Source organism: Kitasatospora sp. NPDC059673 (genome assembly GCF_042734215.1).
Taxonomy (GTDB): domain Bacteria; phylum Actinomycetota; class Actinomycetes; order Streptomycetales; family Streptomycetaceae; genus Kitasatospora.
In genome coordinates this window covers 54,480-80,011 of the sequence record NZ_JBHWEN010000011.1, presented here as the reverse complement: position 1 = coordinate 80,011, position 25,532 = coordinate 54,480, and the positions used below count along the sequence as shown (strand labels likewise).

Genomic DNA, 25,532 nt, shown 5'->3' with positions numbered 1-25,532 from the left:
GCCGTCTGTGAGTGGTGAGAGTACGAGCTTCCTGGTCGGGGCGCTGCTGCTGGTGGTGCTCGGCTGGCTGGCCGCCTGCGCCGAGGCGGGGATCTCCCGGATGTCCCGGTTCCGCGCCGAGGAGGCGGTCCGTTCGGGCCGCCGCGGCTCGGATCGGCTGCTGACGCTGGCCTCCGACAACATCCGCTACCTGAATCTGGCGACGCTGATCCGGGTGGCCGCCGAGATGGCCGCCTCGGTGCTGGTCACCGTGGTGTGCGTGCGCAGCTTCCAGCAGACCTGGCTGGCCGTGCTGGTGGCGTTCGGCGTGATGGTGCTGGTGTCGTTCGTGGCGGTCGGGGTCTCCCCGCGCACGATCGGCCGCCAGCACCCGCTGAGCACCGTCACCGCGGCGTCCTACGTGCTGCTGCCGCTGGCCCGGATCCTCGGGCCGATCCCGCGGCTGCTGATCCTGCTGGGCAACGCGCTGACGCCCGGCAAGGGCTACCGGGAGGGCCCGTTCGCCTCCGAGGCGGAGCTGCGGGCGCTGGTCGACCTCGCGGAGAAGGACGACCTGATCGAGGACGAGGAACGCCGGATGGTGCACTCGGTCTTCGAACTCGGCGACACCATCGTGCGCGAGGTGATGGTGCCGCGCACCGACCTGGTGATGATCGAGCGGCACAAGACCGTCCGCCAGACGCTGACGCTGGCGCTGCGCTCGGGCTTCTCGCGGATCCCGGTGGTCGGCGACAACGAGGACGACGTGGTCGGCATCGTCTACCTCAAGGACCTGGTGCGGCGCACCCACATCAACCGGGACGCCGAGTCGGAGCAGGTGGACTCGGTGATGCGCCCGGCGGTGTTCGTGCCGGACTCCAAGCCGGCCGCGGACCTGCTGCGCGAGATGCAGCAGATGCGCTCGCACGTGGCGATCGTGATCGACGAGTACGGCGGCACCGCCGGCCTGGTCACCATCGAGGACATCCTGGAGGAGATCGTCGGCGAGATCACCGACGAGTACGACCGGGAGATCGCCCCGGTCGAGGACCTCGGCGACGGCTCGTACCGGATCACCGCCCGGCTCACCGTGGAGGACCTCGGCGAACTGTTCGGCATCGAACTGGACGACGAGGACGTGGAGACCGTCGGCGGCCTGCTGGCCAAGTGCCTGGGCCGGGTGCCGATCCCCGGGTCGTCCTGCGAGGTGCCGGTGCCGGAGGGCAGCGGGCTGGCCGCGATCAGCCTGACCGCGGAGAGCTCCGCGGGCCGCCGCAACCGGATCGGCACCGTGGTGGCCGCGCCGGTGTGGGTCGAGGAGCACGCGAAGCACGCCGAGGAGCCGGCCGAGGAGCACGCACCGTAGTTCCCCGGACGCGCAGCGGGCCCTGGACGGGCCGTCCCAACCGGCTTGCCGGGTCGGACGGTTCGGCCCGGGGCCCGTTTGCCTGACCGCCCCGGGCGCGGACCATGGGAGACATGGCACATCTACTGCGCGCGGAATACGGCCCCACCGGGCCGGCCGGCGGGGTGGCCAGGTGGCATGTGGTCCGTGACACCGACCTCTCGCACGGCATGTGCGGCGCCGAGATCGCCTCGGACGCCGAGAGCAAGCCGGAGGAGGCCTGGGGCACCGGGCTGCACTGCTGCCAGCAGTGCGGGTCGCTGTACCTGCACGAGGTGCCGTTCCTCCGCTCCGACCACGCGGGGAGGAACTGATGAGACTCCACGACGAACTACCGGTCGACCACCGGCTGGGCCAGGTGTACCGCTACGGCGCCGGACTGGGCGGACTGTTCCTGGTGGCGTTCGGCATCCTCGGACTCACCGGCGGCAGCCCCGGCTTCATCGACACCACGGGCAAGCAGGTGCTGGGCATGTCCAGCAACGGCGCGCTGAGCGTGCTGTCGCTGGTGGCCGGCGGAATCCTGATCCTGGGCGCGATCATCGGCGGCAACATCGCCTCCGACATCAACATGATCATGGGCGTGCTGTTCGTGCTGGCCGGCTTCGTCGGCCTGATGGTGCTGGACTCCAGCGCCAACCGGCTCGCCTTCCACATCGGCAACGTCATCTTCAGCTTCGTCTTCGGCTTCGTGATCCTGACCTTCGGCATGTACGGCCGGGTCAGCAGTCACCTGCCGCAGGACAACCCGTACTGGAAACGGCGGCACGAGCACGACGCCGAGCGGCCGGACGGCCCGCCGGTGCTGGTGAAGGTGCTGCGTCCTGGTCCGCCGAACCCGACCGGACACTGATCCTCCCGCCGTAGAGTGAGCCACACATGGCCCGACGCATCGTCAGATCCGTTGGGCCGCAGGCTGCTTGGACGGGGAGACATGATGACGGAGCGCATGCTCGGGGCGTTGGCCAGTTCGCCGATCGGGTTCGGGGCGATGGTGCTCTCGCCCGGCGTGTACGGCGAGACCGACGAGCGGCGCGGCCAGGACGCGCTGCGTGCCGCGATCGACGCGGGCGCCCGAATGATCGACACCGCGGACGGCTACGGCGCGGACGGGCACAACGAGCAACTGATCGGCCGTGCCGTGCGCGGCCGGCGCGACGAGGTGGTGCTGGCCACCAAGTTCGGCTTCCGGGTCCCGGAGGGCGCCGAGGCGCACCGCTTCCCGGTGCACTTCGCGTTCGAGGAGCTGGCGGTGAACTGCGAGCCCAAGTACGTCCGCGGCTACGCGGAGCAGTCGCTGCGCAACCTCGGCACCGACGTGATCGACCTGTACTACCCGCACTTCCCGGACCCGCAGGTGCCGTTCGAGGACACCGTCGGCGCCGTCGCCGAACTGATCGCCGACGGGCTGGTACGGCACCTCGGGCTCTCCAACGTGACGGCCGCGCAGCTGCGCGCCGCGCACGCGGTGCACCCGGTGGCGGCGGTGCAGGTGCAGTGGTCGATGTGGCAGCCGATCGCCCCGGAACTGCTGGCCGCCACCCGCGAACTGGGCGTCGGCGTGGTCGCCTGGAGCCCGCTCGGTGGCGGCTTCCTGACCGGCACGGTGCGGCAGGTGGCCGAGGGCGACTTCCGGCAGAACATCGCCCGGTTCTCCGCCGAGAACCTGGCCGCGAACAACGACCGGTACGCCCCGCTGCGCGCGATCGCCGCCGAACTGGGCGTCACCCCCGGCCAGTTGGCGCTGGCCTGGCTGCTGCGGCAGGACGACCGCGTGGTGCCGATCCCGGGCAGCCGCACCCCGGCGCACATCGCGGAGAACCAGGCCGCCGCCGAGCTGGCGCTGGACGACGCCGTGCTGGCCCGGATCGACGCCGCGCTGGCGGAGTTCGTGCCGGCCGGGGAGGGCGCGCTGCTCAAGGACTGAGCCGCCGGGGAGTGGTGCTGTTCAAGGACTGGGCCGCCGAGGAGGGGCGCTGTTCAAGGGCTGAGCCGGTGAATGGCCGAGGGCCGGACGCCCGGGCTGCGCCGGGGGTGGCCCGCCTATGCTCGGGCCATGACCGAGATTTCCGAGCTGGACCCCGAGGACAAGAAGATCATCACGCTGGCCCGTTCGGCCCGCGCCCGCAACGGCGTGGCCGAGGGGGCCGCGGTCCGCGACGAGACCGGCCGCACCTATGTGGCCGGGACGGTCGCGCTGGAGTCGCTCCGGCTGAGCGCCCTGCAGACGGCGGTGGCGATGGCGGTGGCCAGCGGGGCGAAGAGCCTGGAGGCGGCGGCCGTGGTCTCGGCGGCGGACGAGCCGGCGGCGGCCGACCTGGCGGCGGTGCGGGACCTGGGCGGGGCCGGGACGCCGGTGTTGCTGGCCGGGCCCGACGGGGTGCTGAAGGTGGCCGCCGAGGCGCGGTGAGGCGTTGCGCGTACTCCTCGACAATCCCCCGGCCGATGCGATAATCGCAGCGGCCGGGGGTCTTTCCGGTGGGGGAGGGGTCATGGGGATCGCCGCGTTCTTCTGCGGACTGCTGCTGTGCGTCATGGGCTTCGGCCGCTGGCACGAGACCGGCTCCGTGTGGTGGCTGATGGGCACCCTGGTGCTGCTGGCCCTGGTTCTGGTCGGCGGCATCATGGGCGGCGGGAAGAAGAAGGCGGGCTGAAACCCCACTGGCCGGGTCGGCCCGGCCGATCGGGGACAATGGGTGCCATGAATGCCCCTTCCTCCCCGTACCGCTCCGGGTTCGCGTGCTTCGTCGGCCGTCCCAACGCGGGCAAGTCGACCCTGACCAACGCCCTGGTCGGGACGAAGGTCGCGATCACCTCCGACCGTCCGCAGACCACCCGGCACACCGTGCGCGGCATCGTGCACCGCCCCGACGCCCAGCTCGTGCTGGTGGACACCCCCGGGCTGCACAAGCCCCGCACGCTGCTCGGCGAGCGCCTCAACGACCTGGTCCGCACCACCTGGGCGGAGGTCGACGTGATCGGCTTCTGCGTGCCCGCCGACCAGAAGCTCGGCCCCGGCGACAAGTTCATCGCCAAGGAGCTCGCCGAGATCAAGAAGTCCACCCCGAAGGTGGCGCTGGTCACCAAGACCGACCTGGTGGACTCCAAGCGGCTCGCCGAGCAGCTGATCGCCGTCCAGCAGCTGGGCGCCGAGCTCGGCATCGAGTGGGCCGAGATCATCCCGGTGTCCGCCGTCGGCGACAAGCAGGTGGAGCTGGTCGCGGACCTGCTGACCAAGCTGCTGCCCGAGGGCATGCCGCTGTACCCGGACGGCGACCTCACCGACGAGCCCGAGCAGATCATGGTCGCCGAGCTGATCCGGGAGGCCGCGCTGGAGGGCGTGCGCGACGAACTGCCGCACTCGCTGGCCGTGGTGGTCGAGGAGATGATCCCGCGCGAGGACCGGCCCGCCGACCGTCCGCTGCTGGACATCCACGCCAACGTGTACATCGAGCGGCAGAGCCAGAAGGCCATCGTGATCGGCGCCAAGGGCTCCCGGCTCAAGCACGTCGGCACCACCGCCCGCAAGCAGATCGAGGCGCTGCTCGGCACCCCGGTCTACCTCGACCTGCACGTCAAGGTCGCCAAGGACTGGCAGCGCGACCCCAAGCAGCTGCGTAAGCTCGGTTTCTGACGGGGCGTCGAACAGGCAGACAGGGGAGGGCCGGTCGTGAAGCTGCACACCCACGAGTGGGGAGGGGGCGACCGGACCGCCCTGCTGATCCACGGCATCCAGTCCGACCACCGCACCTGGCGGGTGATCGGTCCCGTCCTCGCCGAACGTGGCTACCGGGTGATCGCCGTGGACCTGCGCGGCCACGGCGCCTCACCGGCTGGTGAGGGCGCCACCCCCGCCGACCGGTACGGGCCCGAACAGTTCGCCGAGGACCTCGTCGACACGCTGCCCGCCGGGGCCGCGCTGGCCATCGGCCACTCGATGGGCGCGATCGCGCTGTGGCGCGCCGTGGACCTGCTCAAGCCCGACCGCGCCGTCTACAGCGACCCCGCGTTCGTCTACGACCGGCCCGGGATCGGACCGGAACCGTTCGTCGGCTTCAAGCGCTTCGGCACCCGGCAGTTCATCACCACCATGCACCCCGACTGGGCCGAGGAGGACGTGGACACCGAACTGGCCGGCCTCGCCGCCTGGGACAGCGACACCGCCATCGGCCTCTGGGCGCACCCCGAACTGTCCGTGCTGCCGGGCGCCCCGGCCGTCCCCTCGCTGGTCCAACTCGCCGACCCCAGCGTCCTGGTGACGCCCGAGGAGGCCGCCGAGCTGCGCCGCCGCGGCTTCGAGGTGCGCACCGTCCCCGGCGCCGGGCACTGCATCCACCGGGACGACCCGGCCGGGTTCCTGGCCTCGCTGGACGGCTGGCTCTGAGCGGCCCGGCCGTCAGGCGCCTTCGCGGAGCACCAGGCTGACCAACTCGCGCTGGGAGTCGGACAGTTTGGGGTCGGCGCAGTGGACGGTGCGGCCGTCCACGGTGATCTCGTAGTGGAAGCCGTCGGGCACGCCGTACGCGGGCGTGCGCAGCCCGCCGACCATCGCCTCGCGGGCCAGCGCGTGCACGTGCGGGGCGTCCGGGCGCTCCTCGGTGTCCAACTCGGCATACCGGAGCAGGCCGGCGAACCCGCCGGTGCGGGTGACCTGGATACGCATGGATGCCAGTGTGCAGGGCGGCGAAGGGGTTTGCCGAGGCTTTCACCAACTTGCCGCGCCCGCCCGGCAGCCGGACCCCGTCTCACTGGGTGGGATCGTGGCGGGGCTCACTGCGGCCGGGTCGCCGCCCGGGTTACAGTGACGGCATCATGCGTATCCGGCTGCTTCTTCTTAGCTGCCGCGGCGAGGGCCTGTAGTCCAGTGAAGGCCGGCCCCCTCGCCGCGGGGAGTCGTGTTGCGCCCAGCGTGATCCGCAGGGGCGCATCCAGTCGGCCGAGTCGGGTGTCCTGCCCCCGACCGCAGACCGCCTTCGACAAGGGAAGCCGAGAGCCCCAGCCATGACCGAACAGTCCTCCGTCGCCCGCGCGTTCGTCGACCGTCCCACCCCGATCACCGCCGCGAGCGTCCAGCAGAAGACCTCGGGGATGCCGTTCCACCGGTACGTACCCTTCGGCACCGTGGACCTGCCGGACCGCACCTGGCCGAGCAAGGTGATCACCCAGGCCCCGCGCTGGCTGTCCACCGACCTGCGCGACGGCAACCAGGCGCTGATCGACCCGATGTCGCCGGCCCGCAAGCGCAAGATGTTCGACCTGCTGGTGAAGCTGGGCTACAAGGAGATCGAGGTCGGCTTCCCGTCCTCCGGCGCCACCGACTTCAACTTCGTCCGCTCGCTGATCGAAGAGGACGCGATCCCCGAGGACGTCACCATCTCGGTGCTGACCCAGGCCCGCGAGGACCTGATCGAGCGGACCGTCGAGTCACTGAAGGGCGCGCCGCGGGCCACCGTCCACCTGTACAACGCCACCTCGCCGATGTTCCGCCGGGTGGTGTTCAAGGCGAGCAAGGACGAGATCAAGGCCATCGCGACGGACGGCACCCGGCTGGTGATGGAGTACGCCGAGAAGATCCTGGGCGACCGGACCGTCTTCGGCTACGAGTACTCGCCGGAGATCTTCATCGACACCGAGCTGGACTACGCGCTGGAGGTCTGCGAGGCGGTGATGGACGTCTGGCAGCCCGGCGAGGGCCGCGAGATCATCCTGAACCTGCCGACCACCGTCGAGCGGTCCACCCCGAACGTGTACGCCGACAAGATCGAGTGGATGTCGCGCAACCTGTCGCGCCGCGAGTTCGTCTGCGTCTCCGCGCACCCGCACAACGACCGCGGCACCGGCGTCGCCTCCGCCGAGCTGGCCGTGATGGCCGGCGCCGACCGGGTCGAGGGCTGCCTGTTCGGCCAGGGCGAGCGCACCGGCAACCTGGACCTGGTCAACGTCGGGATGAACCTGTTCTCCCAGGGCGTCGACCCGATGATCGACTTCTCCGACATCGACGAGATCCGCCGCACCGCCGAGTACTGCAACCAGATGCCGGTGCCCGAGCGCCACCCCTACGCCGGTGACCTGGTCTTCACCTCCTTCTCCGGCTCGCACCAGGACGCCATCAAGAAGGGCTTCGACGTCCTGGAGGCCGACGCCGCCGCCGCGGGCGTCCCGGTCGGCGACCACACCTGGGGCGTGCCCTACCTGCCGATCGACCCCAAGGACGTCGGCCGCAGCTACGAGGCGGTCATCCGGGTCAACTCGCAGTCCGGCAAGGGCGGCATCGCCTACGTGCTGAAGAACGACCACAAGCTGGACCTGCCGCGCCGGATGCAGATCGAGTTCTCGAAGATCATCCAGGCCAAGACCGACGCCGAGGGCGGCGAGGTCACCCCCGGCGACATCTGGGCGGTCTTCCAGGACGAGTACCTGCCCACCCCCGCCAACCCGTGGGGCCGGATCTCGCTGAGCGGCTCGCGCAGCCTGACCACCGAGGACGGCCGCGACGCGCTGACCACCGAGGCGGTCGTCGACGGCACCCCCGCCACCCTGACCGGCACCGGCAACGGCCCGGTCTCCGCCTTCGTCAACGCGCTGGCCTCGATCGGCATCGACGTACGGGTACTGGACTACGCCGAGCACGCGCTGAGCGAGGGCGGCGACGCGCAGGCCGCCGCGTACGTCGAGTGCGCCGTGGGCGACAAGGTGCTGTGGGGGGTGGGCATCGACGGCAACACCGTACTGGCCTCGCTGAAGGCACTGGTCAGTGCCGTCAACCGGGCCGCGCAGCGCGGCTGATGGGGTCGGCGGGCCACCGTTCCGGTGGCCCGCCCGGCCGTTGACCGGCGTGCCGTCGAGCCTTCCGGCGGTCCGGTCGGCCGGTGGCCCACGTACCGTCAAGTAACGTGCGGGGCCACCTCCGTGGAGTGTGGCCCTGGTCACAAATTTTCCCCTCGGCACCCGTTCAGGGTGCTGACACGGGCCGGTAACCGTGGCAACATCGACGGACCGGAACCGGGGTCGGTGGGACGGCCTCGACGTCCGGTCGCGTGACCTGCCCATTGATGCGCAGGCCGCCTGCCATGTCTGGGGAGTGGCGCCGTGACAGGGTTGTGGGGTGTCCGCCCTCGCTGGCGGACGGATGTCCTCGGTGAATTCTTCTGCCCGGGCTGCGGTGGGGACCGCAACTACCGTCGGCAGCACGGCCGTCGGTGGCTGCGGCTGCTCGGCACCCCGGTCCTGCCGATCGGCGGGGTGGTCCGCAGCGTCCAGTGCACCTCCTGCCGCGGCCGCCACAGTACCGACGTGCTGGAGGAGTTGACCTCGGTCCGGCTCGGCGCGATGCTCCGCGACGCCCAGTACACCATCGCCCTGGCCGCGCTCGCCGCCGGCGGCACCGGCAGCCGCAGCGGACGCGAAGCCGCCTGCACCGTCATCAAGGAAGCCGGCTTCGAGGACTGCGGCGAGGCCCAGGTGCTGGCCTCGCTCGCCGCACTCTCCGGGCACAGCGGCGGCGAACCCCTCGACGTGGACGTCGAAGGCGGCGGCCTGGCCGTCGAACTGCACGCCGCGCTCGAACCGCTCGCCCCGCACCTGCTCGTCCAGGGCCGCGAACGCCTGGTCACCCTCGGCGCCCTGGTCGCCCTCGCCGACGGCCGCTACCTCCCGCAGGAGCGGGCCGCGCTGACCGTGGTCGGCCGCTGCCTCGACCTCACCGCCGCGCAGGTCAACCGGCTGCTGGAGGCGGCCACCCGCGCCCCGCACTGACGCCGTTCCGCTGGATCGCCGTTCCCTTCGAGCCGGGCCCGAACTCCCCCTCCCGGGCCCGCCGTGTCCCGCACCGCACGGGTGGGAGCCCCACCGCCCCGGTGCGGGCTCACGGCTGCGCGCCGCCGCTGCCGTCGTCCACCGCCGCACTGTCGGTGGGGTACGGGACAATGGGAACCACCATGAGTCTCTTCCGCGACGACGGCATCGTGCTGCGCACCCAGAAGCTCGGCGAGGCCGACCGGATCATCACCTTCCTGACCCGCCAGCACGGCAAGGTCCGGGCGGTGGCGCGCGGCGTACGCCGGACCAAGTCGAAGTTCGGTGCGCGTCTCGAACCGTTCTCGCACGTCGACATCCAGTTCTTCAGCCGGGGCAGCGAACTCGTCGGCCGCACCCTGCCGCTGTGCACCCAGGTGGAGACACTCGCCCCCTACGGCGCCCGGATCGTCGACGACTACACCCGCTACACCGCCGGCACCGCGATGCTGGAGACCGCCGAACGCTTCGCCGAGAACGAGGGCCAGCCCGCCGTCCAGCAATACCTGCTGCTGGTCGGCGGCCTGCGCACGCTGGCCGGCGGCACCCACCAGTCGCACCTGGTGCTGGACGCCTTCCTGCTGCGCTCGCTCGCCGTCAACGGCTACGGGGCGAGCTTCACCGACTGCGCTCGCTGCGGACTGCCCGGCCCCAACCGGTTCTTCTCCCTCCAAGCCGGCGGAGTGCTGTGCGGCGACTGCCGGGTACCCGGAAGTGCCGTACCCTCCCCTGAGACACTGGTACTGCTCGGCGCGCTGCTGTCCGGGGACTGGCAGACCGCCGACGCCTGCGAGCCGCGGTACTGGCGCGAGGGCAGCGGGCTGGTGGCCGCCTACCTGCAGTGGCACTTGGAGCGGGGCATCCGCTCGATGAGATACGTGGAGAAGTGAACATGGTCGCGCGACGCCTGTTCGGCAGCAAGCAGCGGACGTACGAAGTCCCGGCCCCGCACCCGAGCGGCGCGAAGCCGCCGAAGATCCCCGGCGAACTGGTCCCGAACCACGTCGCGGTGGTCATGGACGGCAACGGCCGCTGGGCCAAGGAGCGTGGCCTGCCCCGCACCGAGGGCCACAAGGTCGGCGAGGGCGTCGTCCTCGACGTGCTGCGCGGCTGCCTGGAGATCGGCGTCAAGAACCTCTCGCTGTACGCCTTCTCCACCGAGAACTGGAAGCGCTCCCCGGAAGAAGTGAAGTTCCTGATGAACTTCAACCGGGACGTGATCCGCCGCCGCCGCGACGAGATGGACGCCATGGGCATCCGGATCCGCTGGGTCGGCCGGATGCCGAAGATGTGGAAGAGCGTCGTCCAGGAACTCCAGGTCGCCCAGGAGCAGACCAAGAACAACGACGCGATGACGCTGTACTTCTGCGTCAACTACGGCGGCCGGGCCGAGATCGCCGACGCCGCCCTCGCCATCGCCCGTGACGTGGCCGCCGGGAAGCTCAACCCGGAGAAGGTCAACGAGAAGCTGTTCGCGAAGTACCTGTACTACCCGGACATGCCGGACGTGGACCTGTTCCTGCGGCCCAGCGGCGAGCAGCGCACCTCCAACTTCCTGGCCTGGCAGTCCGCGTACGCCGAGCTCGTGTTCCAGGACGTGCTCTGGCCCGACTTCGACCGCCGCGACCTGTGGCGCGCCTGCGAGCAGTACGCCCGCCGCGACCGCCGCTTCGGCGGGGCCATCCCCAACAACGCTGCCGCCGCGGCCGAGGTGCCGCCGCAGCGGTGACACGGGGCTGAGACGGGGCTGCGCCCGGGCTGACGCGGGTGCTCGCCGGGACGCCGACGCCCGCTGACGCGGAGGCCCGGATCGGAGTGTTCCGATCCGGGCCTCGTGCATGCGGTGGGCCGGGTGGCCCGGAGCGCTACTGCGCCTGCTGCTGCTTCGCGGCGCACTCGCCGCAGGTGCCGAAGATCTCCAGGGTGTGTGCGATGTCGCTGAACCCGTGCTCGGCGGCGACCGCGTTGGCCCAGCGTTCGACCGCCGGACCCTCGACCTCGACCGTCGCCCCGCAGTGCCGGCACACCAGGTGGTGGTGGTGCCCGCTGCTGCACCGGCGGTAGACCGCCTCGCCCTCGGCGGTGCGCAGCACGTCCACCTCACCGGCCTCGGCGAGGGACTGGAGCGTCCGGTAGACGGTGGTCAGACCCACCGAGTCGCCCCGGTGCTTGAGCATGTCGTGCAGTTCCTGCGCGCTGCGGAAATCCTCGACCTCGTCCAGAACCGCCGAGACGGCGGTGCGCTGCCGAGTCGATCGCGCGCGCGGCGACGGGCCTGCGGTGGTCACCGGGGTCCTCCTGCTGATCGGCTGGGTTTCGCACATCATTGTGCCAGCCCCCGACTTGACAGCGTCTCCCCCGACAGCGATGCCTTCGGCAGCGGGGTTTCCGCCGCCGCGCCCGCCGTGTTCGGGCCTTGGGCGTTCGGGCCTTGGGCATTCGGGCCCTGGGCGTTCGGACCCTGGGTGTTCGGGCCCTGGCCGGGCAGTGCGACGTCGCACACCGCCGGGCCGTGTTCGGTGGCGGCCCGGTGCCGGCGCCTGGCCAGTGGTGCGGCGATCGCGCTGAACAGGGCGAAGGCCAGGATGGCCAGGATCACGATGGTGGGGCCGGAGGGCAGGTCGGCCTGGTACGAGGTACCGACGCCGAGCAGGGCCGTCACCACGCCGACGCTCACCGCGGCGGCCTGGGTGGCCGCGAAGGAACGGGTCAGCTGCTGGGCCGCCGCGACCGGAACCACCATCAGCGCGCTGACCAGCAGCAGGCCGACCACCCGCATGGCGACCGTCACGGTGACCGCGGCCATCACCGCCAGCAGCAGGTTGAGCACCCGCACCGGCAGGCCGGTGACCCGGGCGAACTCCTCGTCCTGGCAGACCGCGAACAGCTGGCGGCGCAGGCCCGCGGTGACCGCGACGACGACCGCCGCCAGCCCGCCGATCACCGCCAGGTCGCCGGGGGAGACGGTGAGGATGGAGCCCCACAGGTAGCTCTCCAGGCTGCCGGAACCGGCCTGGCTGCTCATCGAGACCAGCAGCTTGCCGCCGGCCATACCGCCGTAGAACAGCATCGCCAGCGCGATGTCGCCGCGTTGGTTGCCGCGCGCGCGGACCAGTTCCATCACGATCGCGCCGAGTACGCAGACCAGCACGGCCATCCACATCGGGTTGGCCTGGAACAGGAAGCCGAGGCCGACACCGGTCAGCGCGACGTGTCCGATGCCGTCGCCCATCAGCGCCTGGCGACGCTGCACCAGGTAGATGCCGACCGAGGGGGCGGTGATGCCGACCAGCACGGCGGCGAGGAACGCCCGCTGCATGAAGTCGGGTTGGAACATCTCGATCATGCCAGCAGCCCCTGGGTGGTGCGGTGGTGGTCGTCCGCGTGCGGGTGGACGTGGTCGTGGCCGGGCAGGGCGTGCTGACCGACGCCGCGCGGCGGCGGCCCGTCGTGCGCGACGCAGCCGTCGCGCAGCACCACGGCCCGGTCGATCAGCGGCTCCAGCGGCCCGAGTTCGTGCAGTACCAGGAGCACCGCGCAGCCGCGCTCCACCTCGGTGCGCAGGATGTCGGCGAGCACCTGCTGGCTGTCGATGTCGACGCCGGCCATCGGCTCGTCCATGATCAGCAGGTCGGGCAGTCCGACCAGGGCTCGGGCGATCAGCACCCGCTGGTGCTGCCCGCCGGACAGGTTGGTCACCCCGTCGCCGGCCCGGTCCAACATGCCGACGGCGGTCAGCGCCCGGTCCACCGCGGCGCGGTCCTTGCGCCGGAACGGCAGCAGCCCGTGCTGCGGCAGCCGCCCGGTGGAGACCACCTCGCGCACCGTGGCCGGCACCCCGCCGGCCGCGGTGGTGCGCTGCGGCACGTACCCGATCCGGTGCCAGGCGCGGAACTTGCGCAACGGCTGTCCGAACAGCTCCAGGCTGCCCTGCTCCAACGGCACCGACCCGATGACGCTCTTCACGGTGGTGGACTTGCCGGACCCGTTGGCGCCCAGCAGCGCCACCACCTCGCCCGGCCGGACGGTGAGATCGACGCCGCGCAGCACCGGCCGTCCACCGACGGTGGCGACCGCGCCCCGGAGGCTGACGACCGCCGGCCCGGCGTCCTCGCCGGAGGACGGCCGCAGCCGGTCGGAGTCCGCCGTGGAGATGACAGCACTCATGGTGTTCCTCGCTGTTTCCTCGCTCGGCTCGCGCCGGTTGGGTCGGGGCTGTTGTTATCGGGTGGTCGGCTCGGGTTGGTCGGCTCGGGTGGCTGGCCCCGGGTGGTCGGGTGACGGCGCGGGCTGCTCAGCTCGCGCCGAGGGCGGCCTTCAGGTTGTCGAGGTTCTGCCGCATGACGGAGAAGTAGTCGTTCTTGTCCTTCTCCTTGACCCCCTCCAGGGGGTCGAGCACGGCGGTCTTCAGCCCGAGGTCGGAGGCCACGGTGTTGGCCAGCTTGGGACTGACCAGGGCCTCGAAGAACACGGTGGTGGCGCCGTTGTCCTTTGCGGCACGCTGGATCGCGGCCAGCCGGGACGGGGTGGGCTCGGCCTCCGGGTCGACGCCGTTGATCGCGACCTGGTTCAGGCCGTAGTGGTCGGCCAGGTAGCCGAACGCGGCGTGGCTGGTGATGAAGGTCCTGGTCTTGACGTTCTGCAGGCCGTCCCGGAACTCCTGGTCCAGGGTGGCCAGTTGGGTGACCAGGGCGTCGGTGTTGCGCTGGTAGTCGGCGGCGTTCGCCGGGTCGACCTCGGCCAGCTCCGCGCCGACGCTCTTCGCGACCGCCGCGTACCGGGTCGGGTCCAGCCAGATGTGCGGGTCGCCGGCGGCATCGGTGTGCTCGTGGTCGTGCTCGGCGCCGTGGCCGTCGGGCTCGGTGGTGCCCTCGTCCAGGTGGTGGTCCACCAACGGGGAGGTGGCGGTGGCGTCCACCACGTGCTTGGGGTGGGTCTGCGCCACTGCCTTGTCCACCGTCGGCTGCAGGCCCTTGAGGTAGATCACCGTGTCGGCCCGCTGCACTGCCGCGACCTGCTTGGCTGTCAGCTCCAGGTCGTGCGGTTCGACCCCGGCGGCGGTCAGGTCGGTGACCTTGACGTGCTCGCCGCCGATCTGCCGGGCCAGGAATTCCATCGGGTAGAAGGACGCCACCACGTTCAGCTTCCCGCCGTCCTTGCCGGCCGCGCTGCTGGTGCCGCCACAGGCGGTGAGCAGGAGCGCGCCGGCCGTGGCCGTGGCGGCGAAGGCTATGGAGGTCGACAGGCGGCGAATCTTCATGACAACCATTCTCATCTTATCTGGAAATGATTGTCAACTTGCTTTCAGGGGGATCGGGGTCACACTGCGGCCTCCGGCGACCTCCCGCGAGCGGGTGTCGGCAGCCCCGTGCGCCGCTGTCCGCCGGCCGCGCGCCGGGTCGCGGAGGTGGCGGGGATGGTGGCGGGAGGGGGCGGGGATGGTGACGGGGAGGGGGTCGGGCCACGGTGGGTCCTGGTGGCCCCGACGGGCGTCGGGCGGGGCGCCGGGCCGGGCGTTCGGCCAGGCGTCAACACGCCGGGACGTGTACGCCCGTTCATTCCCGCGCGGCCGCCCGGCCGCCTGCCCGAGCCACTATCGAGTTGAATCCCGCCCCTGCATCCCCGGTACTCTGAGTTTCTTCGGGCGCGCGCAACCAGCCGTGCCCTGACCGTGCCGTCGTACTGAAGAGAGCACTGTGGCCGCCGACAAGATCGACACGATCGTCAGCCTGAGCAAGCGCCGTGGCTTCGTCTACCCCTGCAGCGAGATCTACGGCGGTACTCGCGCCGCCTGGGACTACGGTCCGCTGGGAGTCGAGCTGAAGGAGAACATCAAGCGCCAGTGGTGGCGTGCGATGGTCACCGCTCGGGAGGACGTCGTCGGTATCGACTCCTCGGTGATCCTCGCCCGCGAGGTCTGGGAGGCCTCCGGCCACGTCGCGACCTTCAACGACCCGCTGACCGAGTGCCTCTCCTGCCACAAGCGCTTCCGCGCCGACCACCTGGAAGAGGCCTACGAGGCCAAGCACAAGAAGCTCCCGGCCAACGGCCTCGCCGACATCAACTGCCCGAACTGCGGCAACAAGGGCGCCTTCACGGAGCCCAAGGAGTTCTCGGGCATGCTGAAGACGCACCTCGGTGTCACCGAGGACGCGTCCGGCCTGGCCTACCTCCGCCCGGAGACCGCGCAGGGCATCTTCACCAACTTCCGGGCCGTTCAGACCACTTCGCGCAAGAAGCCGCCGTTCGGCATCGCCCAGGTCGGCAAGAGCTTCCGCAACGAGATCACGCCCGGCAACTTCATCTTCCGCACCCGCGAGTTCGAGCAGATGGAGATGGAGTTCTTCGTTAAGCCCGGCGAGGACGAGACCTGGCACGAGTACTGGCTCGAGCAGCGCTGGAACTGGTACGTGGACCTCGGTCTGCGCACCGAGAACATGCGCTTCTTCGAGCACCCCAAGGAGAAGCTGTCCCACTACGCCAAGCGCACGGTGGACATCGAGTACCGCTTCAACTTCGGTGGCAGCGAGTTCTCCGAGCTCGAGGGCGTCGCCAACCGCACCGACTACGACCTGACGGTGCACAGCGAGGCCTCCGGCCAGGACCTGAAGTACTTCGACCAGGACGCGAACGAGCGGTACTACCCGTACGTCATCGAGCCCGCCGCTGGTCTCAACCGCGCCATGCTGGCCTTCCTGATCGACGCCTACTTCGAGGACGAGGCGCCGAACGCCAAGGGCGTCATGGAGAAGCGCGTCGGCATGCGGCTCGACCCGCGCCTGGCCCCGGTCAAGGTCGCGGTGCTCCCGCTGTCCCGCAACGCCGACCTCTCCCCGAAGGCCCGCGGCCTGGCCGCCGACCTGCGGTCCGCCTGGAACGTCGAGTTCGACGACGCCGGTGCGATCGGCAAGCGCTACCGTCGCCAGGACGAGATCGGCACGCCGTTCTGCGTCACCGTCGACTTCGACACCCTTGAGGACAACGCGGTGACCGTCCGCGAGCGTGACACCATGGCGCAGGAGCGGGTGTCGCTCGACCAGGTGAAGTCCTACCTGGGTGCCCGCCTGATCGGCTGCTGACGCCGTAACACCTGAACCTCACCGGCTGAGTTTCACCCCCGGCTCCCGGCCCGCGAATTCGAGTTCGTGGGCCGGGAGCCGCGGGTTTCCGGCGGCCGGTGGTTCCCCTGTCGGCGTTCGGGTCGGCGTTCGGGTCGGGGTTCGGGTCGGAGTTCGGTCGGCTTGCCACGTGGTTCAGCGGCGTTGACGGGAGCGGGACCGGGGGCGTGGCGTCGGCTCGGTCGGCAGCCCGCCGGTGCGCAGCGCCGCGAACACGCTGCGGGCCCGGCTCTCCTCCAGGTCGTCCGCGGCGAACAGCAGGGTGTCGTACAGCTCGGCCGAACCCTGGATCGCGGCACCGAACCGACTGATGTCGCTCGCGGACCGAATCCGCGCCAGTTCGCCGATCAGCTCCGCCGCGGTCTCCTCGTTCAACGCACCCGCGATCGCGGCGACTTCGTTGATCGGCCGACCGGCCGCCTGCCGCAGCAGGTGACGCACGTCGCCGGTCCGTCCGGCGGCCTTCAAGTGCTGTGCCAGCTCGGCGAGTTCCTCGGCCGGCGCGGAGGCGCGTTCCCACAGCAGGGTCTGACCGTCGGCCGACTGGCCGGACTGCTCCAGGGCGGCCAGCAGCGGCGGCAGGGCCGCCGAACTCGCCGACCACAGCGTGTGGAAGAGGTCGGCCGCCTCGTCGATCATCCCCTCGCGGCGCAGTACCGCGAGTGTGGCCGCCGCGTGCTCCGGGGCCCCGGTGGAGGCCGAGCGGGCCAGGTAGGTGGAGGAGCCCGCCGGACCGTTCTCCCGCAGCATCGCGGCCAGCCGGGCCACGTCCTCCGGCGTGATCATCACGGCCACCTGGCGCACGATGGCCGCCGACTCGTGTGTCGCGCCCTGCTGGTGCAGCCCGCTGATGCGCTGCACCAGGGCCACCAGCTCCACCGTCGTCCGCGCCCGGATCTGACCGGGCGGCTGCGCCGCGTCCTCGGCGCCGAGCGACCCGCCCCGGCCCGGCGTGGCCGGGCCGCGCCCCGGAGCGGCGGAGCGGAAGCGATCGCCGTTGGGGCTGACGGCCTGCGCGGCCTGCGCGGCCTGAGGGGACTGCGAGGGCTGCAGGGCCTGAGGGGCCTGCGCGGCCGGGGCTGACGTCCTGTCGCCCGGCGCGGCGGTGCCGGGTCGGGCGTTCCAGGCGCCGGTAGTGCCCTGGTGCGGCCCGGGGCGCTCCGCGTGGGGGCGCTCTGTGCGGGGGAGCCCGGTGCCGGGGCGCCCCGCACCGGTGGGCCGGGGGCCGCCGGCGGGCTGGCTCGGTATATCTGTCCTGGCCCAGGCGGTCTGTCCCGGTGCGGCGCCGGGACGGCCGGCGTCGGAGCGGGGCCGGGTGGGCAAGGGACCGGCGGTCGGCTCGGTGGGCCGGTCGGTGGACGCCCGGCCCGGCCGGCCCATGGGCGTACCGCGTCCTATGGGCGTGCCATTTCCGGCGGGTGTCCCGCGATGGGGCGTGTCGAAGCCGGAAGCGGTCGAGCGCGGTCGCTGCGGCGGGATCGGGGCGGCATCCCAGCCGGCCGGGGGTTCCATGCGTGCTCTCCCTGCGGAGCCCGCCGGGGTGTGGCCCGGGTGGCGGGGAGGCTCGGCGGCCGGGCGGCCGGACAGCAGGCGGTCTTCGGCGGCCAGCAGTCGGTCGCTCAGTTCGAGGCACCGTGCGCCGAGGCCCTCGCGCAGGTTCTGGGCCTGGGCGAGTTGCCGGAGCAGTTCGGGATCGGGCTGCCGGGTCTGACGGCCGGATCCGGGGGCGTGGTGGGGTTCCTGGCCGGCCCGAAGCTCTTCGCTGAGTCGGCGTTCGCGCTGTGCGGCGAATTGCCGGGCCCTGAGCAGTTCGTCCAACTCTGCTCTGAGTGTCTGGATATCGGCCGGCTCCGGCCCCCGATCGCGTACGGTCATCGCGCCCCGCCCTGATTTCTCCACGGGGTCCCCCGATTGGCCCCCGACACTACGACTGGTGGCCATCCTGGTGCTGCCGTGCGGCGGCCACGTTACGGGAGTAAGTCATAACGTTTTCGAGACGGAAATGCGAGTGCCGACGCGGCGGGAGACCGACCGGTTTTGCGGACATCGGCCAATTCCCGTCCGACTCGCCCCACTTGTGAGGGTACGGGGCGTTCATTCCCCGTGCGGCGAACTGATGGAACGTCAATCTGCGAGTTGGGCCCGCGCTTCCATCAGTGCGAAGCCGAGCAGGTTCAGCCCGCGCCACTGCGTTGGCGAGTTCACCCTTTCGTTGTCGGCTGCCAGCCCGATGCCCCAGACGCGGTCGAGCGGGCTGGCTTCCACCAGAACGCGCTTTCCGGTACGGAGCAGGTAGTCGCAAAGCCGCTCGTCCTGCCCGAACTTGGCCACGTTGCCCGCCACCACCAGGCCGAAGCGGTGCGCCACCCAGGTGTCCTGGTCGAAGTCCTTGACCAGGCGGCCCAACTTCTTTGCCTCGCCGGGCGTTCGGGCCCGGAGGATGCGCGGGACGATCTCCTCGTCGCCGAACAGTCGCGCCTTGCCGGCCATCATCCAGTGCTCGGCGGTGGAGTATTCGACCCCGTCGACGGTGAACGACGACGGCCACCACTGGCTGAGCGAGCCGGACCCGATCCGCCCGTCCCGCTCGGGCTGGTGGCCCCAGAAGTGCAGGTACTTGGGGCGGCTCCCGGACGCGATGGCGGCCACCAGCTGCTCACGGGTACGTGCGTCGCTCGGAAGGCCGGTCGGATAGGTCATGGCGCCATCCTGCCAGTGGTCCTGGAGGCCGGGCCCGTCATTTTTCGCGGGCCGAGGACTGCTCCACGCCGACCCGTCGCAGACACTGCGCCCGCTCCGGCCCCGGCCGGCGGGGAGGGGGCGTCATCCGACCGAGCGCGGCAGCCGGATGCTCAACCAGCAGATGATCAGGGAACCGAGCGTCTGGATGCCGAGCACCAGAGCCAGCGCGTTCGCCATTCCCAGGGTGGGGACGAGCCCGATGAAGAGGGTGCCGAGCGTGGCCACTCCCAGGGCCAGGCTGGACTGCTGGGTGGTCGCCAGCACGCCGCTGCCGACCCCCGCGCGTTCGGCGGGAACCCGGGAGAGCACCACCCGGAACAGGGGCATGCCCACCAGCCCCTGGCCGATGCCGGCGAGCGCGACGCCGGGGAACATGCGGAGCGGGGAGAAGTGCGACCAGTCGCACAGCGCCGTGATGATCAGGGTGATCAGGCCGGCCCCCTGGACCACCGCCCCGACCGTGATGACCCGACTGCCGAAGAGACCGACCAACCGCGGCCCGGCCAGCGAGGCACCGAAGTAGCCGACCGCCATCGGCACCAGGGCCCAACCCGCGGCGACCGGGCCCCGGTGCAGCCCGTTCTGCAGCAGCAGGGCGATCACGAACATGAATCCGCCGAATCCGGTGAAGTAGGGCACTGCCACGCCGAGGCCGCGCCGCATCTCCGGAATCCGCAGGAGCGAGAGCGGGACGAGGGGAACTCGTCCTTCCCGCTCGGCCTTTCGTTCCGCCGCCACGAACGCCGCCGCGAGGGCGGGGAACGCTGCCAGGGACACCCAGGTCCAGAGCGGCCAGTTGATTGCCCGGCCCTCCATCAGGGGAACGAACAGGGCCAACAGAGTCGCCGTGAGCAGTACGGTGCCGGGGAGATCCACGCCCGCGGCCCGCTCCGCCCGGCTCTCCGGGACATGACGCGCCGCCAGGACCGCGGTGAGCAGCGCGAAGGGGACGTTCAGCAGGAAGACGGCGCGCCAGCCGGTGCCGAAGAGGTCCGCCGAGACCAGGAGCCCGCCGAGTACCTGGCCGATCACCACCGAGATGCCGCCGACTGCTCCGTAGATGCCGAGGGCTCGGGCGCGCTGCTGACCGCTGGTGGTGGCGGTGATGGTGGCGAGAACCTGGGGGAGCAGCAGAGCGGCGGAGGCTCCCTGGGCGACCCGGGCGGCGACCAGGGTCCAGGCGGTGGGGGCGGCACCGCAGGCGAGAGAGGTGAGGGTGAAGGCGACGGCTCCGGCGATGAACAGCCGCCGTCGGCCGAAGGCGTCGCCCAGCCGCCCGCCCAGGACGAGCAGGACGGCGAAGGCGATGCCGTAGCCCGCCGCCACGAGTTCCAGGACGGCGGGGCCGGCGACCAGATCGTGGTCGATGGTCGGCAGCGCGACATTCACTATGAAGAAGTCAAGCATCGGAAGGAAGGCGCCCAGAAGGACGGTGATCAGGCCGGCGGCACCCAGTTCGGGAGCCGCGGGCCGGACCGGCGACGAGATCTGCGGTAGCACTGTCTGCTGAGTCACGGGTACTACGATGAGGCTCCTCTCAGCCTGGTACCAGGCGGTGTTTATCCAGGTATAAGGAGTACCTGGCAACAGGATCTGCGGTGGTCCACCCTGGTGCTATGGCTACCTCCACGGACCTTCACACCCCCGCCGACGATCGACGGCGCGAACTGGCCACGTTCTTGCGCAGCCGCCGGGAGCGCATCTCGCCCGAACAGGTCGGCCTGCCTGCCGTCGGACGCCGTCGTACCCCGGGGCTGCGCCGCGAGGAGGTCGCCGGCCTCGCCGCGGTCGGCGTCACCTGGTACACCTGGCTGGAACAGGGGCGGGACATCCAGGTGTCGGCCCAAGTCCTGGACGCGGTGGCCCGGGCTCTGCTGCTCGATCGCAACGAGCGGTCACACCTGTTCACACTGGCCGGTTCCGAGGACCCGACGCCGGTGAAGGAGTGCCCCACCGTCTCTTCGGCGATCGCGGCCATGGTCGACCAACTCGACCCGTTTCCGGCCGTGGTGATCAGCAGTCGGTTCGACATCCTCGCGTACAACCGGGCGTACACCTGGCTCGTCGGGGACTTGGACATGATCCCCGAAGAGGACCGCAACATCATGTGGATGATCTTCACTGACACTCCAATCGCGAGGAACCTGGCGGACCTGGCGGCCGCCAGAGCAGGGGTGGTGGCGCGCTTCCGGACCGTGCTGGCCGACCATGCGGCGGAACCTGGGTGGAAGGCGCTGGTCGCCCGGCTGCGCATGGCCTCTCCGGACTTTGAGGAGGCTTGGGAAAGACACGAGGTGTCGGGGATGGTCAACGGGTTCAAACAGTTCGTGCTGCCCGAAGTCGGCCTGCTGCGCTTCGAGTACACGAACCTGTGGCTGGGCCCCAGGAGCGGCACCCGACTGATCGGGTACGTGCCCCACGACCGGGACACCCTGGACCGGCTCCACCAACTGGCCAGTGCCACCTGACCGTTGAGCGAGCGCCGGCGCGCGGACGGCGAGCCGGCCGCACCTTGAGCGGACCGCCCGAGCGCCACCGACCAGCAGAGTGCGGCGAGCGGAAGCTCCGCGCAGAGGGCCATCAGCAGGGCCACCGCCAGCTCGGACCCATGCGCCGCCGTTGCCACGTCGCACCCGGCATCGGCCACCAGCAGCACGGCAGCCAACCCGGCCGCCCAACGCGGACTCCTGCCCTGCCGCAGCAACACGGCACTGGCCGACAGCGCAGCCGACTCGACCACATCGAGCACGGCCCAAGCCTGCCCGCCGGGCAGCGTGGCCAGCAGCGAAGCCCAGGGCAGCAGGACCATCCCGCAGCCCAGGAACAGCAGTTCCACCGGTACCGGCCCGACCCGAAGGCCCGGGCGCACACCGCCTCCCACCCGGACGAGGGACGAAGCGAGCACGCTCATGCCGCCCTCCCCGACTCCGGGTGCTCCGCGCAGCCCGACGACCAGCACACCTGCGCCCAGCGGAACTCCCCGGCCACCGAGGCGAACCAGAAGCGGCCCACCGTCCGCACCACATCGGCCCGCACCGTGCGGCGGCGCAGCCCGCCCGGGCGGAAGAGCACCGGCCGGGGCGCGCTGCCTGGTGGCCATCGGCCCCACGCGCAGGAGACCGGCCCTTCTCCCGCCCCACCGGCCCGGCCGCGCCGTGCGCCGCGCAACTGGGCATCACCGAGCGAGGACTCGACCACTACATCGAGCAACTCGCCGTACTCGTACACCTCCACGGCCGGGCGGCGGCCGGCGCGCAGGCGCACCGACCAGGGGCCGACCGCGGCGAGCAGGCCCACCGCGCCTGCGCCGTCGAGGAGTTCGGACCCGGCCATCGGGAACTCCAGGGCGGCGCCGGGGGCGACACCGAGCGGGCTACGGCCACAACGCATCACGTTCGTATTCGTCATGCCGTCAAGAATCGTCCGCAGCAAAGATCTTGTCGGTAGCGTGCGGCTCCGTCTTTGGGGTGTAGCCAGGTACACCCCAAAGACGGAGGCCCACGCCATGGAAGCCGAGATCGGCGCGGCCCTACGCTGTGCCGCATGTTCCAGTCGAAGATCCAGTCGCGCCCCGTCCGGGCGGCCGGCTCCGCAACGGCCCGCCCCGCAGCGCTCCGCGCTGCGCTGGAGCATGCCCCGTGGTCCACGGGCACTCGACGGGATTCGCTGTTCCTGGCAGCCGGCCTCCCGCTCGGCCTGCCCTGCATCATCGTCCTCACCCTCCCCGGGAGGGCGCTGATGATCGGGCTGCTTCTCCTGGTGGTCCTGCTCGACCTGATGACCACCGTCCAGCGAAGCCGGGTCCGCAGCCTGCGCGGCCTGGAGATCCCCAGCCGACTGGCGCCGGACGCCGGCTGGTTGCCCCGCCTCCGCGCCGGGCTGACATGGCGCCAGGCCGTGCACCACCTCGTCGTGGCCCCGATCCAGACCTTCTGCGCCGGCCTCGTCCTCAGCCTCTGGGGCACCGCCCTGATACTGCTCACCTTCTTCGGCTGGGTCTGGCTGCTCCCGATGAACAACCCCCTGCGTTCCGGCTTCGGTTGGACGACCGACGGCGCGGTGGCCACTCTCGGCGGCCTGCTCCTGCTGTTCCTCACCCCGTGGCTGGTCGCCCTGCTTGCCGCGCTCGACCTCTGGACCGTCCGCGCCCTGCTCGGCCCCAACCGCGCGGAGGTGCTGGAACGCCGCGTCGAACACCTCGCCCAGAGCCGGGTGGACGTGGTGGACGCTGCCGATGCCGAACGCCGCCGGATCGAACGGGACTTGCACGACGGCGCACAGCAGCGGCTGGTCTCGCTCGCGATGAACCTCGGCCTCGCCCGGCGCACCCTCAAGAACATTCCGCCCGAGGCGATGGAGGTCATCGTCACCGCGCACGAGGAGGCCCAGGCCGCCATCAAGGAACTCCACGACCTGGTCCGCGGCCTGCACCCCGCCGTACTGGAGGACCGCGGGCTCGATGCGGCGCTCTCCGGCATCGCCGCGCGCAGCCCCGTCCCCGTGCACCTCGCGGTCGACCTGCCGGGCCGGATAGCCCCCACCGTGGAGGCGGTCGCGTACTTCACGGTCTCCGAGGCACTGGCCAACGCCGCCAAGCACGCCAAGGCCTCCCGGGTCGATCTCGCCCTGCGCCGGGTCTCCGACCGGCTGTTCATCACCATCACCGACGACGGCATCGGCGGCGCGGACGCCACCCGCGGCAGCGGGCTCACCGGCCTGCGCAAACGGGCCGCGTCCGTGGACGGATCACTTGCCATCACCAGCCCCCGCGGGGGCCCCACCACTATCACCATGGAGCTGCCATGCGAGCTGTGATCGCCGAGGACTCCGTCCTGCTGCGGATCGGCATTGTCAAGGTCCTGGAGAGCGAAGGCTACGAGGTGGCCGCCGCCGTGGAGGACGCCGAGGCGTTGCTCGCCGCCGTGGAGGAGCACCGCCCCCAGATCGTCGTCGCGGACGTCCGGATGCCACCCGGCTTCACCGACGAGGGCGTCCGCGCCGCCCTGATGATCCGCCAGCAGTGGCCGGACACCGCAGTCGTGCTGCTCTCCCAGTTCGTCGAGGAGCGTTACGCGGCCGATCTGCTGGCCAAGAACACCAGCGGCGTCGGCTACCTGCTCAAGCAGCGGGTGGCCAACGTCGACGAGTTCGTGGAGGCGCTCCAGCGAGTGGTCGAGGGCGGCACGGCCCTCGACCCGGAAGTGGTCGCGCAGCTGCTGCTGCGCCGTGACAAGGATCCGCTGCACCGGCTGACGCCCCGCGAGCGGGACGTACTGGCGCTGATGGCCGAAGGGCGCTCCAACACCGCGATCGCCGAATCCCTGGTGGTCAGCGACAGCGCGGTCTCCAAGCACATCAACTCGATCCTCACCAAGCTCGACCTTCCGCCCGCCGAAGACACCCACCGGCGGGTACTCGCGGTACTCCGCTTCCTGGAGATCAGCCAATGACACGACGATCGACCACGGGATCGGAGCCGGAGGCGGAGCGGCGGCCCGCCGACAAGGGCCGCTTCGTCCGATGGCTGCCGAAACCCGGTCCGGACGTCCCGGCCGCCGAGCTGCGCGCGGGGGAGCGCCGCGTCTGGCGGATCATCGGGGTGCTGGTGCTCGCCTGCACTCTGGTGGGCGGAGCGGCGACCACCGGTGCCGCCCTGGTCCAGCGCGACAGCGTCTACGAGAGGACGTTCTTCGAAGCGATCGACCGGCTCGACATCGACTCCGGCCCGGCCATGGTCACCGTACGCGCCGGGGGCACCGATCGGGTGATCGTCACCGAACGCGTCGGCTGGTCCTTGCGCAGGCCCGCAGTGAGCGAGCAGGTCGAAGCGGACACGCTGGCGATATCCGTCGACTGCCCCGAGGCGAGCATGCTGTTCGGCTGCGCCGTCGCCTTGGAGATACAGGTCCCGGCGGCGACCGCGGTCAAGTCCCGCAGCGGTTCGGGCCGGACGGAGATCCTCGACATCTCCGGGGACACCTTGGCGGAGACCGGTTCCGGGCAGATCGAGCTGAGCCGGGTCAGTGGCGCCATCTGGGCCAAGGGCGGCTCCGGTCAGATCGTCGGCACCGGGCTGACGTCTGCGGAGACCAGGGCCTTCTCCTCCTCGGGCCAGGTCACCCTGCAGTACGACCGGCCGCCGGCCTCGGTGACGGCCCGGCTGGCCTCCGGCAGTCTCGTGCTGCAAGTCCCCGACGACCGCAGTCAGTACCGGATCGACCTCAGCAGCGCAGGCACCGCCCTGGTGATGGACCCGTCCCTGCAGAACTCGGCTTCCTCCCGGGTGCTGGACATCGTCACCGCCTCCGGCGACGTCACCATCAACCGGATCGGCAACCAGCACTGACCGAACACCGAGCCCGCGCCCGACCGGGGCCGTCCAGCAGCGCGGGGCGGCCCGCTCGGTCGGTGGGGGAGAATGGAGAGTCCGGAACTCCCGCCGTTGGGGCCCTACCCGTTTGAGGATCTGCCGCGCATGACCATCACGCCCGACT

The 25,532-nt window shown here is 71.2% G+C and carries 27 protein-coding genes; 18 read left to right on the top strand and 9 right to left on the bottom strand.

Going from position 1 to position 25,532, the window contains the following annotated elements:
* The first annotated feature begins 7 nt into the window (after positions 1-7).
* The 8 genes from ACFV18_RS15380 (at position 8) to ACFV18_RS15345 (ending at position 5,768) form a co-directional block, all read left to right on the top strand.
* On the top strand, positions 8-1,345 hold the full coding sequence (locus ACFV18_RS15380) for a hemolysin family protein (RefSeq protein ID WP_380483277.1): 1,338 nt from the start codon (positions 8-10) through the stop codon (positions 1,343-1,345).
* A gap of 113 nt (positions 1,346-1,458) precedes the next feature.
* On the top strand, positions 1,459-1,698 hold the full coding sequence (locus tag ACFV18_RS15375) for a hypothetical protein (protein ID WP_380483275.1): 240 nt from the start codon (positions 1,459-1,461) through the stop codon (positions 1,696-1,698).
* On the top strand, positions 1,698-2,237 hold the full coding sequence (locus ACFV18_RS15370) for a DUF4383 domain-containing protein (protein WP_380483274.1): 540 nt from the start codon (positions 1,698-1,700) through the stop codon (positions 2,235-2,237). Before ACFV18_RS15375 ends, ACFV18_RS15370 begins: the two co-directional genes overlap by 1 nt.
* 84 nt (positions 2,238-2,321) lie before the next feature.
* Complete coding sequence (locus ACFV18_RS15365) at positions 2,322-3,311, top strand: aldo/keto reductase (RefSeq protein WP_380483273.1); 990 nt, start codon at positions 2,322-2,324, stop codon at positions 3,309-3,311.
* A gap of 129 nt (positions 3,312-3,440) precedes the next feature.
* Positions 3,441-3,794, top strand: a complete 354-nt coding sequence (locus tag ACFV18_RS15360) for a cytidine deaminase (RefSeq protein ID WP_380483271.1) — start codon at positions 3,441-3,443, stop codon at positions 3,792-3,794.
* A gap of 82 nt (positions 3,795-3,876) precedes the next feature.
* Positions 3,877-4,038, top strand: coding sequence for a hypothetical protein (locus ACFV18_RS15355; RefSeq protein WP_380483269.1), 162 nt, complete (start codon positions 3,877-3,879; stop codon positions 4,036-4,038).
* A 47-nt stretch (positions 4,039-4,085) separates the two neighbouring features.
* Entirely contained in the window at positions 4,086-5,018 is a 933-nt protein-coding gene (gene era, locus ACFV18_RS15350) for a GTPase Era (protein ID WP_380483267.1), read from the top strand.
* Between the two features lie 36 nt (positions 5,019-5,054).
* Entirely contained in the window at positions 5,055-5,768 is a 714-nt protein-coding gene (locus ACFV18_RS15345) for an alpha/beta fold hydrolase (protein ID WP_380483266.1), read from the top strand.
* 12 nt (positions 5,769-5,780) lie between these two features.
* Here ACFV18_RS15345 and ACFV18_RS15340 read toward each other — a convergent pair whose 3' ends face one another.
* Positions 5,781-6,047, bottom strand: a complete 267-nt coding sequence (locus tag ACFV18_RS15340; protein WP_380483264.1) for a protealysin inhibitor emfourin — start codon at positions 6,045-6,047, stop codon at positions 5,781-5,783.
* A gap of 338 nt (positions 6,048-6,385) precedes the next feature.
* On the opposite strand from ACFV18_RS15340, the gene leuA reads away from it, so the two are divergent.
* The 4 genes from leuA to ACFV18_RS15320 all read left to right on the top strand — a co-directional run bounded on the left by leuA (position 6,386) and on the right by ACFV18_RS15320 (position 10,907).
* Positions 6,386-8,170 (top strand): 2-isopropylmalate synthase, encoded by a 1,785-nt coding sequence (gene leuA / locus ACFV18_RS15335; RefSeq protein WP_380483262.1) that lies wholly within the window; start codon positions 6,386-6,388, stop codon positions 8,168-8,170.
* 303 nt (positions 8,171-8,473) lie between these two features.
* Positions 8,474-9,139: a TerB family tellurite resistance protein gene (locus ACFV18_RS15330; protein ID WP_380483260.1), complete on the top strand. Its 666-nt coding sequence runs from the start codon at positions 8,474-8,476 to the stop codon at positions 9,137-9,139.
* A 182-nt stretch (positions 9,140-9,321) separates the two neighbouring features.
* Positions 9,322-10,068, top strand: coding sequence for a DNA repair protein RecO (gene recO, locus ACFV18_RS15325; protein WP_380483258.1), 747 nt, complete (start codon positions 9,322-9,324; stop codon positions 10,066-10,068).
* 2 nt (positions 10,069-10,070) lie between these two features.
* Positions 10,071-10,907 carry an isoprenyl transferase gene (locus ACFV18_RS15320; RefSeq protein ID WP_380483256.1) on the top strand — a complete coding sequence of 279 codons (837 nt, stop codon included), beginning with the start codon at positions 10,071-10,073 and terminating at the stop codon, positions 10,905-10,907.
* A 136-nt stretch (positions 10,908-11,043) separates the two neighbouring features.
* On the opposite strand, the gene ACFV18_RS15315 is transcribed toward ACFV18_RS15320, so the two are convergent.
* From ACFV18_RS15315 to ACFV18_RS15300, 4 genes are all read right to left on the bottom strand, one after another.
* Positions 11,044-11,466, bottom strand: a complete 423-nt coding sequence (locus ACFV18_RS15315) for a Fur family transcriptional regulator (protein ID WP_380483254.1) — start codon at positions 11,464-11,466, stop codon at positions 11,044-11,046.
* Between the two features lie 35 nt (positions 11,467-11,501).
* Positions 11,502-12,521: a metal ABC transporter permease gene (locus ACFV18_RS15310; RefSeq protein ID WP_380483465.1), complete on the bottom strand. Its 1,020-nt coding sequence runs from the start codon at positions 12,519-12,521 to the stop codon at positions 11,502-11,504.
* Entirely contained in the window at positions 12,521-13,345 is an 825-nt protein-coding gene (locus ACFV18_RS15305; protein WP_380483252.1) for a metal ABC transporter ATP-binding protein, read from the bottom strand. Before ACFV18_RS15305 ends, ACFV18_RS15310 begins: the two co-directional genes overlap by 1 nt.
* A gap of 127 nt (positions 13,346-13,472) precedes the next feature.
* Positions 13,473-14,438 (bottom strand): metal ABC transporter substrate-binding protein, encoded by a 966-nt coding sequence (locus ACFV18_RS15300; protein ID WP_380483250.1) that lies wholly within the window; start codon positions 14,436-14,438, stop codon positions 13,473-13,475.
* Between the two features lie 436 nt (positions 14,439-14,874).
* Here ACFV18_RS15300 and ACFV18_RS15295 point away from each other — a divergent pair, with 436 nt between their 5' ends.
* Positions 14,875-16,257: a glycine--tRNA ligase gene (locus ACFV18_RS15295; RefSeq protein ID WP_380483249.1), complete on the top strand. Its 1,383-nt coding sequence runs from the start codon at positions 14,875-14,877 to the stop codon at positions 16,255-16,257.
* A gap of 174 nt (positions 16,258-16,431) precedes the next feature.
* Here the strand turns inward: ACFV18_RS15295 and ACFV18_RS15290 are convergent, their stop codons facing one another.
* The gene (locus ACFV18_RS15290) at positions 16,432-17,166 is read right to left on the bottom strand and encodes a hypothetical protein (protein WP_380483247.1); all 735 of its coding nucleotides are present in this window, start codon (positions 17,164-17,166) and stop codon (positions 16,432-16,434) included.
* 681 nt (positions 17,167-17,847) lie between these two features.
* On the opposite strand from ACFV18_RS15290, the gene ACFV18_RS15285 reads away from it, so the two are divergent.
* Positions 17,848-18,186: a hypothetical protein gene (locus tag ACFV18_RS15285; RefSeq protein ID WP_380483246.1), complete on the top strand. Its 339-nt coding sequence runs from the start codon at positions 17,848-17,850 to the stop codon at positions 18,184-18,186.
* Between the two features lie 234 nt (positions 18,187-18,420).
* Here ACFV18_RS15285 and ACFV18_RS15280 read toward each other — a convergent pair whose 3' ends face one another.
* Positions 18,421-18,996 (bottom strand): NADAR family protein, encoded by a 576-nt coding sequence (locus tag ACFV18_RS15280; protein ID WP_380483244.1) that lies wholly within the window; start codon positions 18,994-18,996, stop codon positions 18,421-18,423.
* Between the two features lie 123 nt (positions 18,997-19,119).
* Positions 19,120-20,553, bottom strand: a complete 1,434-nt coding sequence (locus tag ACFV18_RS15275; RefSeq protein WP_380483242.1) for an MFS transporter — start codon at positions 20,551-20,553, stop codon at positions 19,120-19,122.
* Positions 20,554-20,654: 101 nt separating this feature from the next.
* Here ACFV18_RS15275 and ACFV18_RS15270 point away from each other — a divergent pair, with 101 nt between their 5' ends.
* Positions 20,655-21,506 carry a helix-turn-helix transcriptional regulator gene (locus ACFV18_RS15270; RefSeq protein ID WP_380483240.1) on the top strand — a complete coding sequence of 284 codons (852 nt, stop codon included), beginning with the start codon at positions 20,655-20,657 and terminating at the stop codon, positions 21,504-21,506.
* 439 nt (positions 21,507-21,945) lie between these two features.
* Here ACFV18_RS15270 and ACFV18_RS15265 read toward each other — a convergent pair whose 3' ends face one another.
* On the bottom strand, positions 21,946-22,446 hold the full coding sequence (locus ACFV18_RS15265) for a hypothetical protein (RefSeq protein WP_380483238.1): 501 nt from the start codon (positions 22,444-22,446) through the stop codon (positions 21,946-21,948).
* Between the two features lie 135 nt (positions 22,447-22,581).
* Here ACFV18_RS15265 and ACFV18_RS15260 point away from each other — a divergent pair, with 135 nt between their 5' ends.
* The 3 genes from ACFV18_RS15260 to ACFV18_RS15250 are packed head-to-tail and all read left to right on the top strand — an operon-like array spanning position 22,582 to position 25,384.
* On the top strand, positions 22,582-23,853 hold the full coding sequence (locus tag ACFV18_RS15260; protein WP_380483236.1) for a histidine kinase: 1,272 nt from the start codon (positions 22,582-22,584) through the stop codon (positions 23,851-23,853).
* The gene (locus ACFV18_RS15255; protein ID WP_380483234.1) at positions 23,841-24,488 is read left to right on the top strand and encodes a response regulator; all 648 of its coding nucleotides are present in this window, start codon (positions 23,841-23,843) and stop codon (positions 24,486-24,488) included. Before ACFV18_RS15260 ends, ACFV18_RS15255 begins: the two co-directional genes overlap by 13 nt.
* A complete protein-coding gene (locus ACFV18_RS15250) occupies positions 24,485-25,384 on the top strand; it encodes a DUF4097 family beta strand repeat-containing protein (protein WP_380483232.1) in 900 nt (299 codons plus the stop codon). Before ACFV18_RS15255 ends, ACFV18_RS15250 begins: the two co-directional genes overlap by 4 nt.
* The last annotated feature ends 148 nt before the right edge of the window (positions 25,385-25,532 follow it).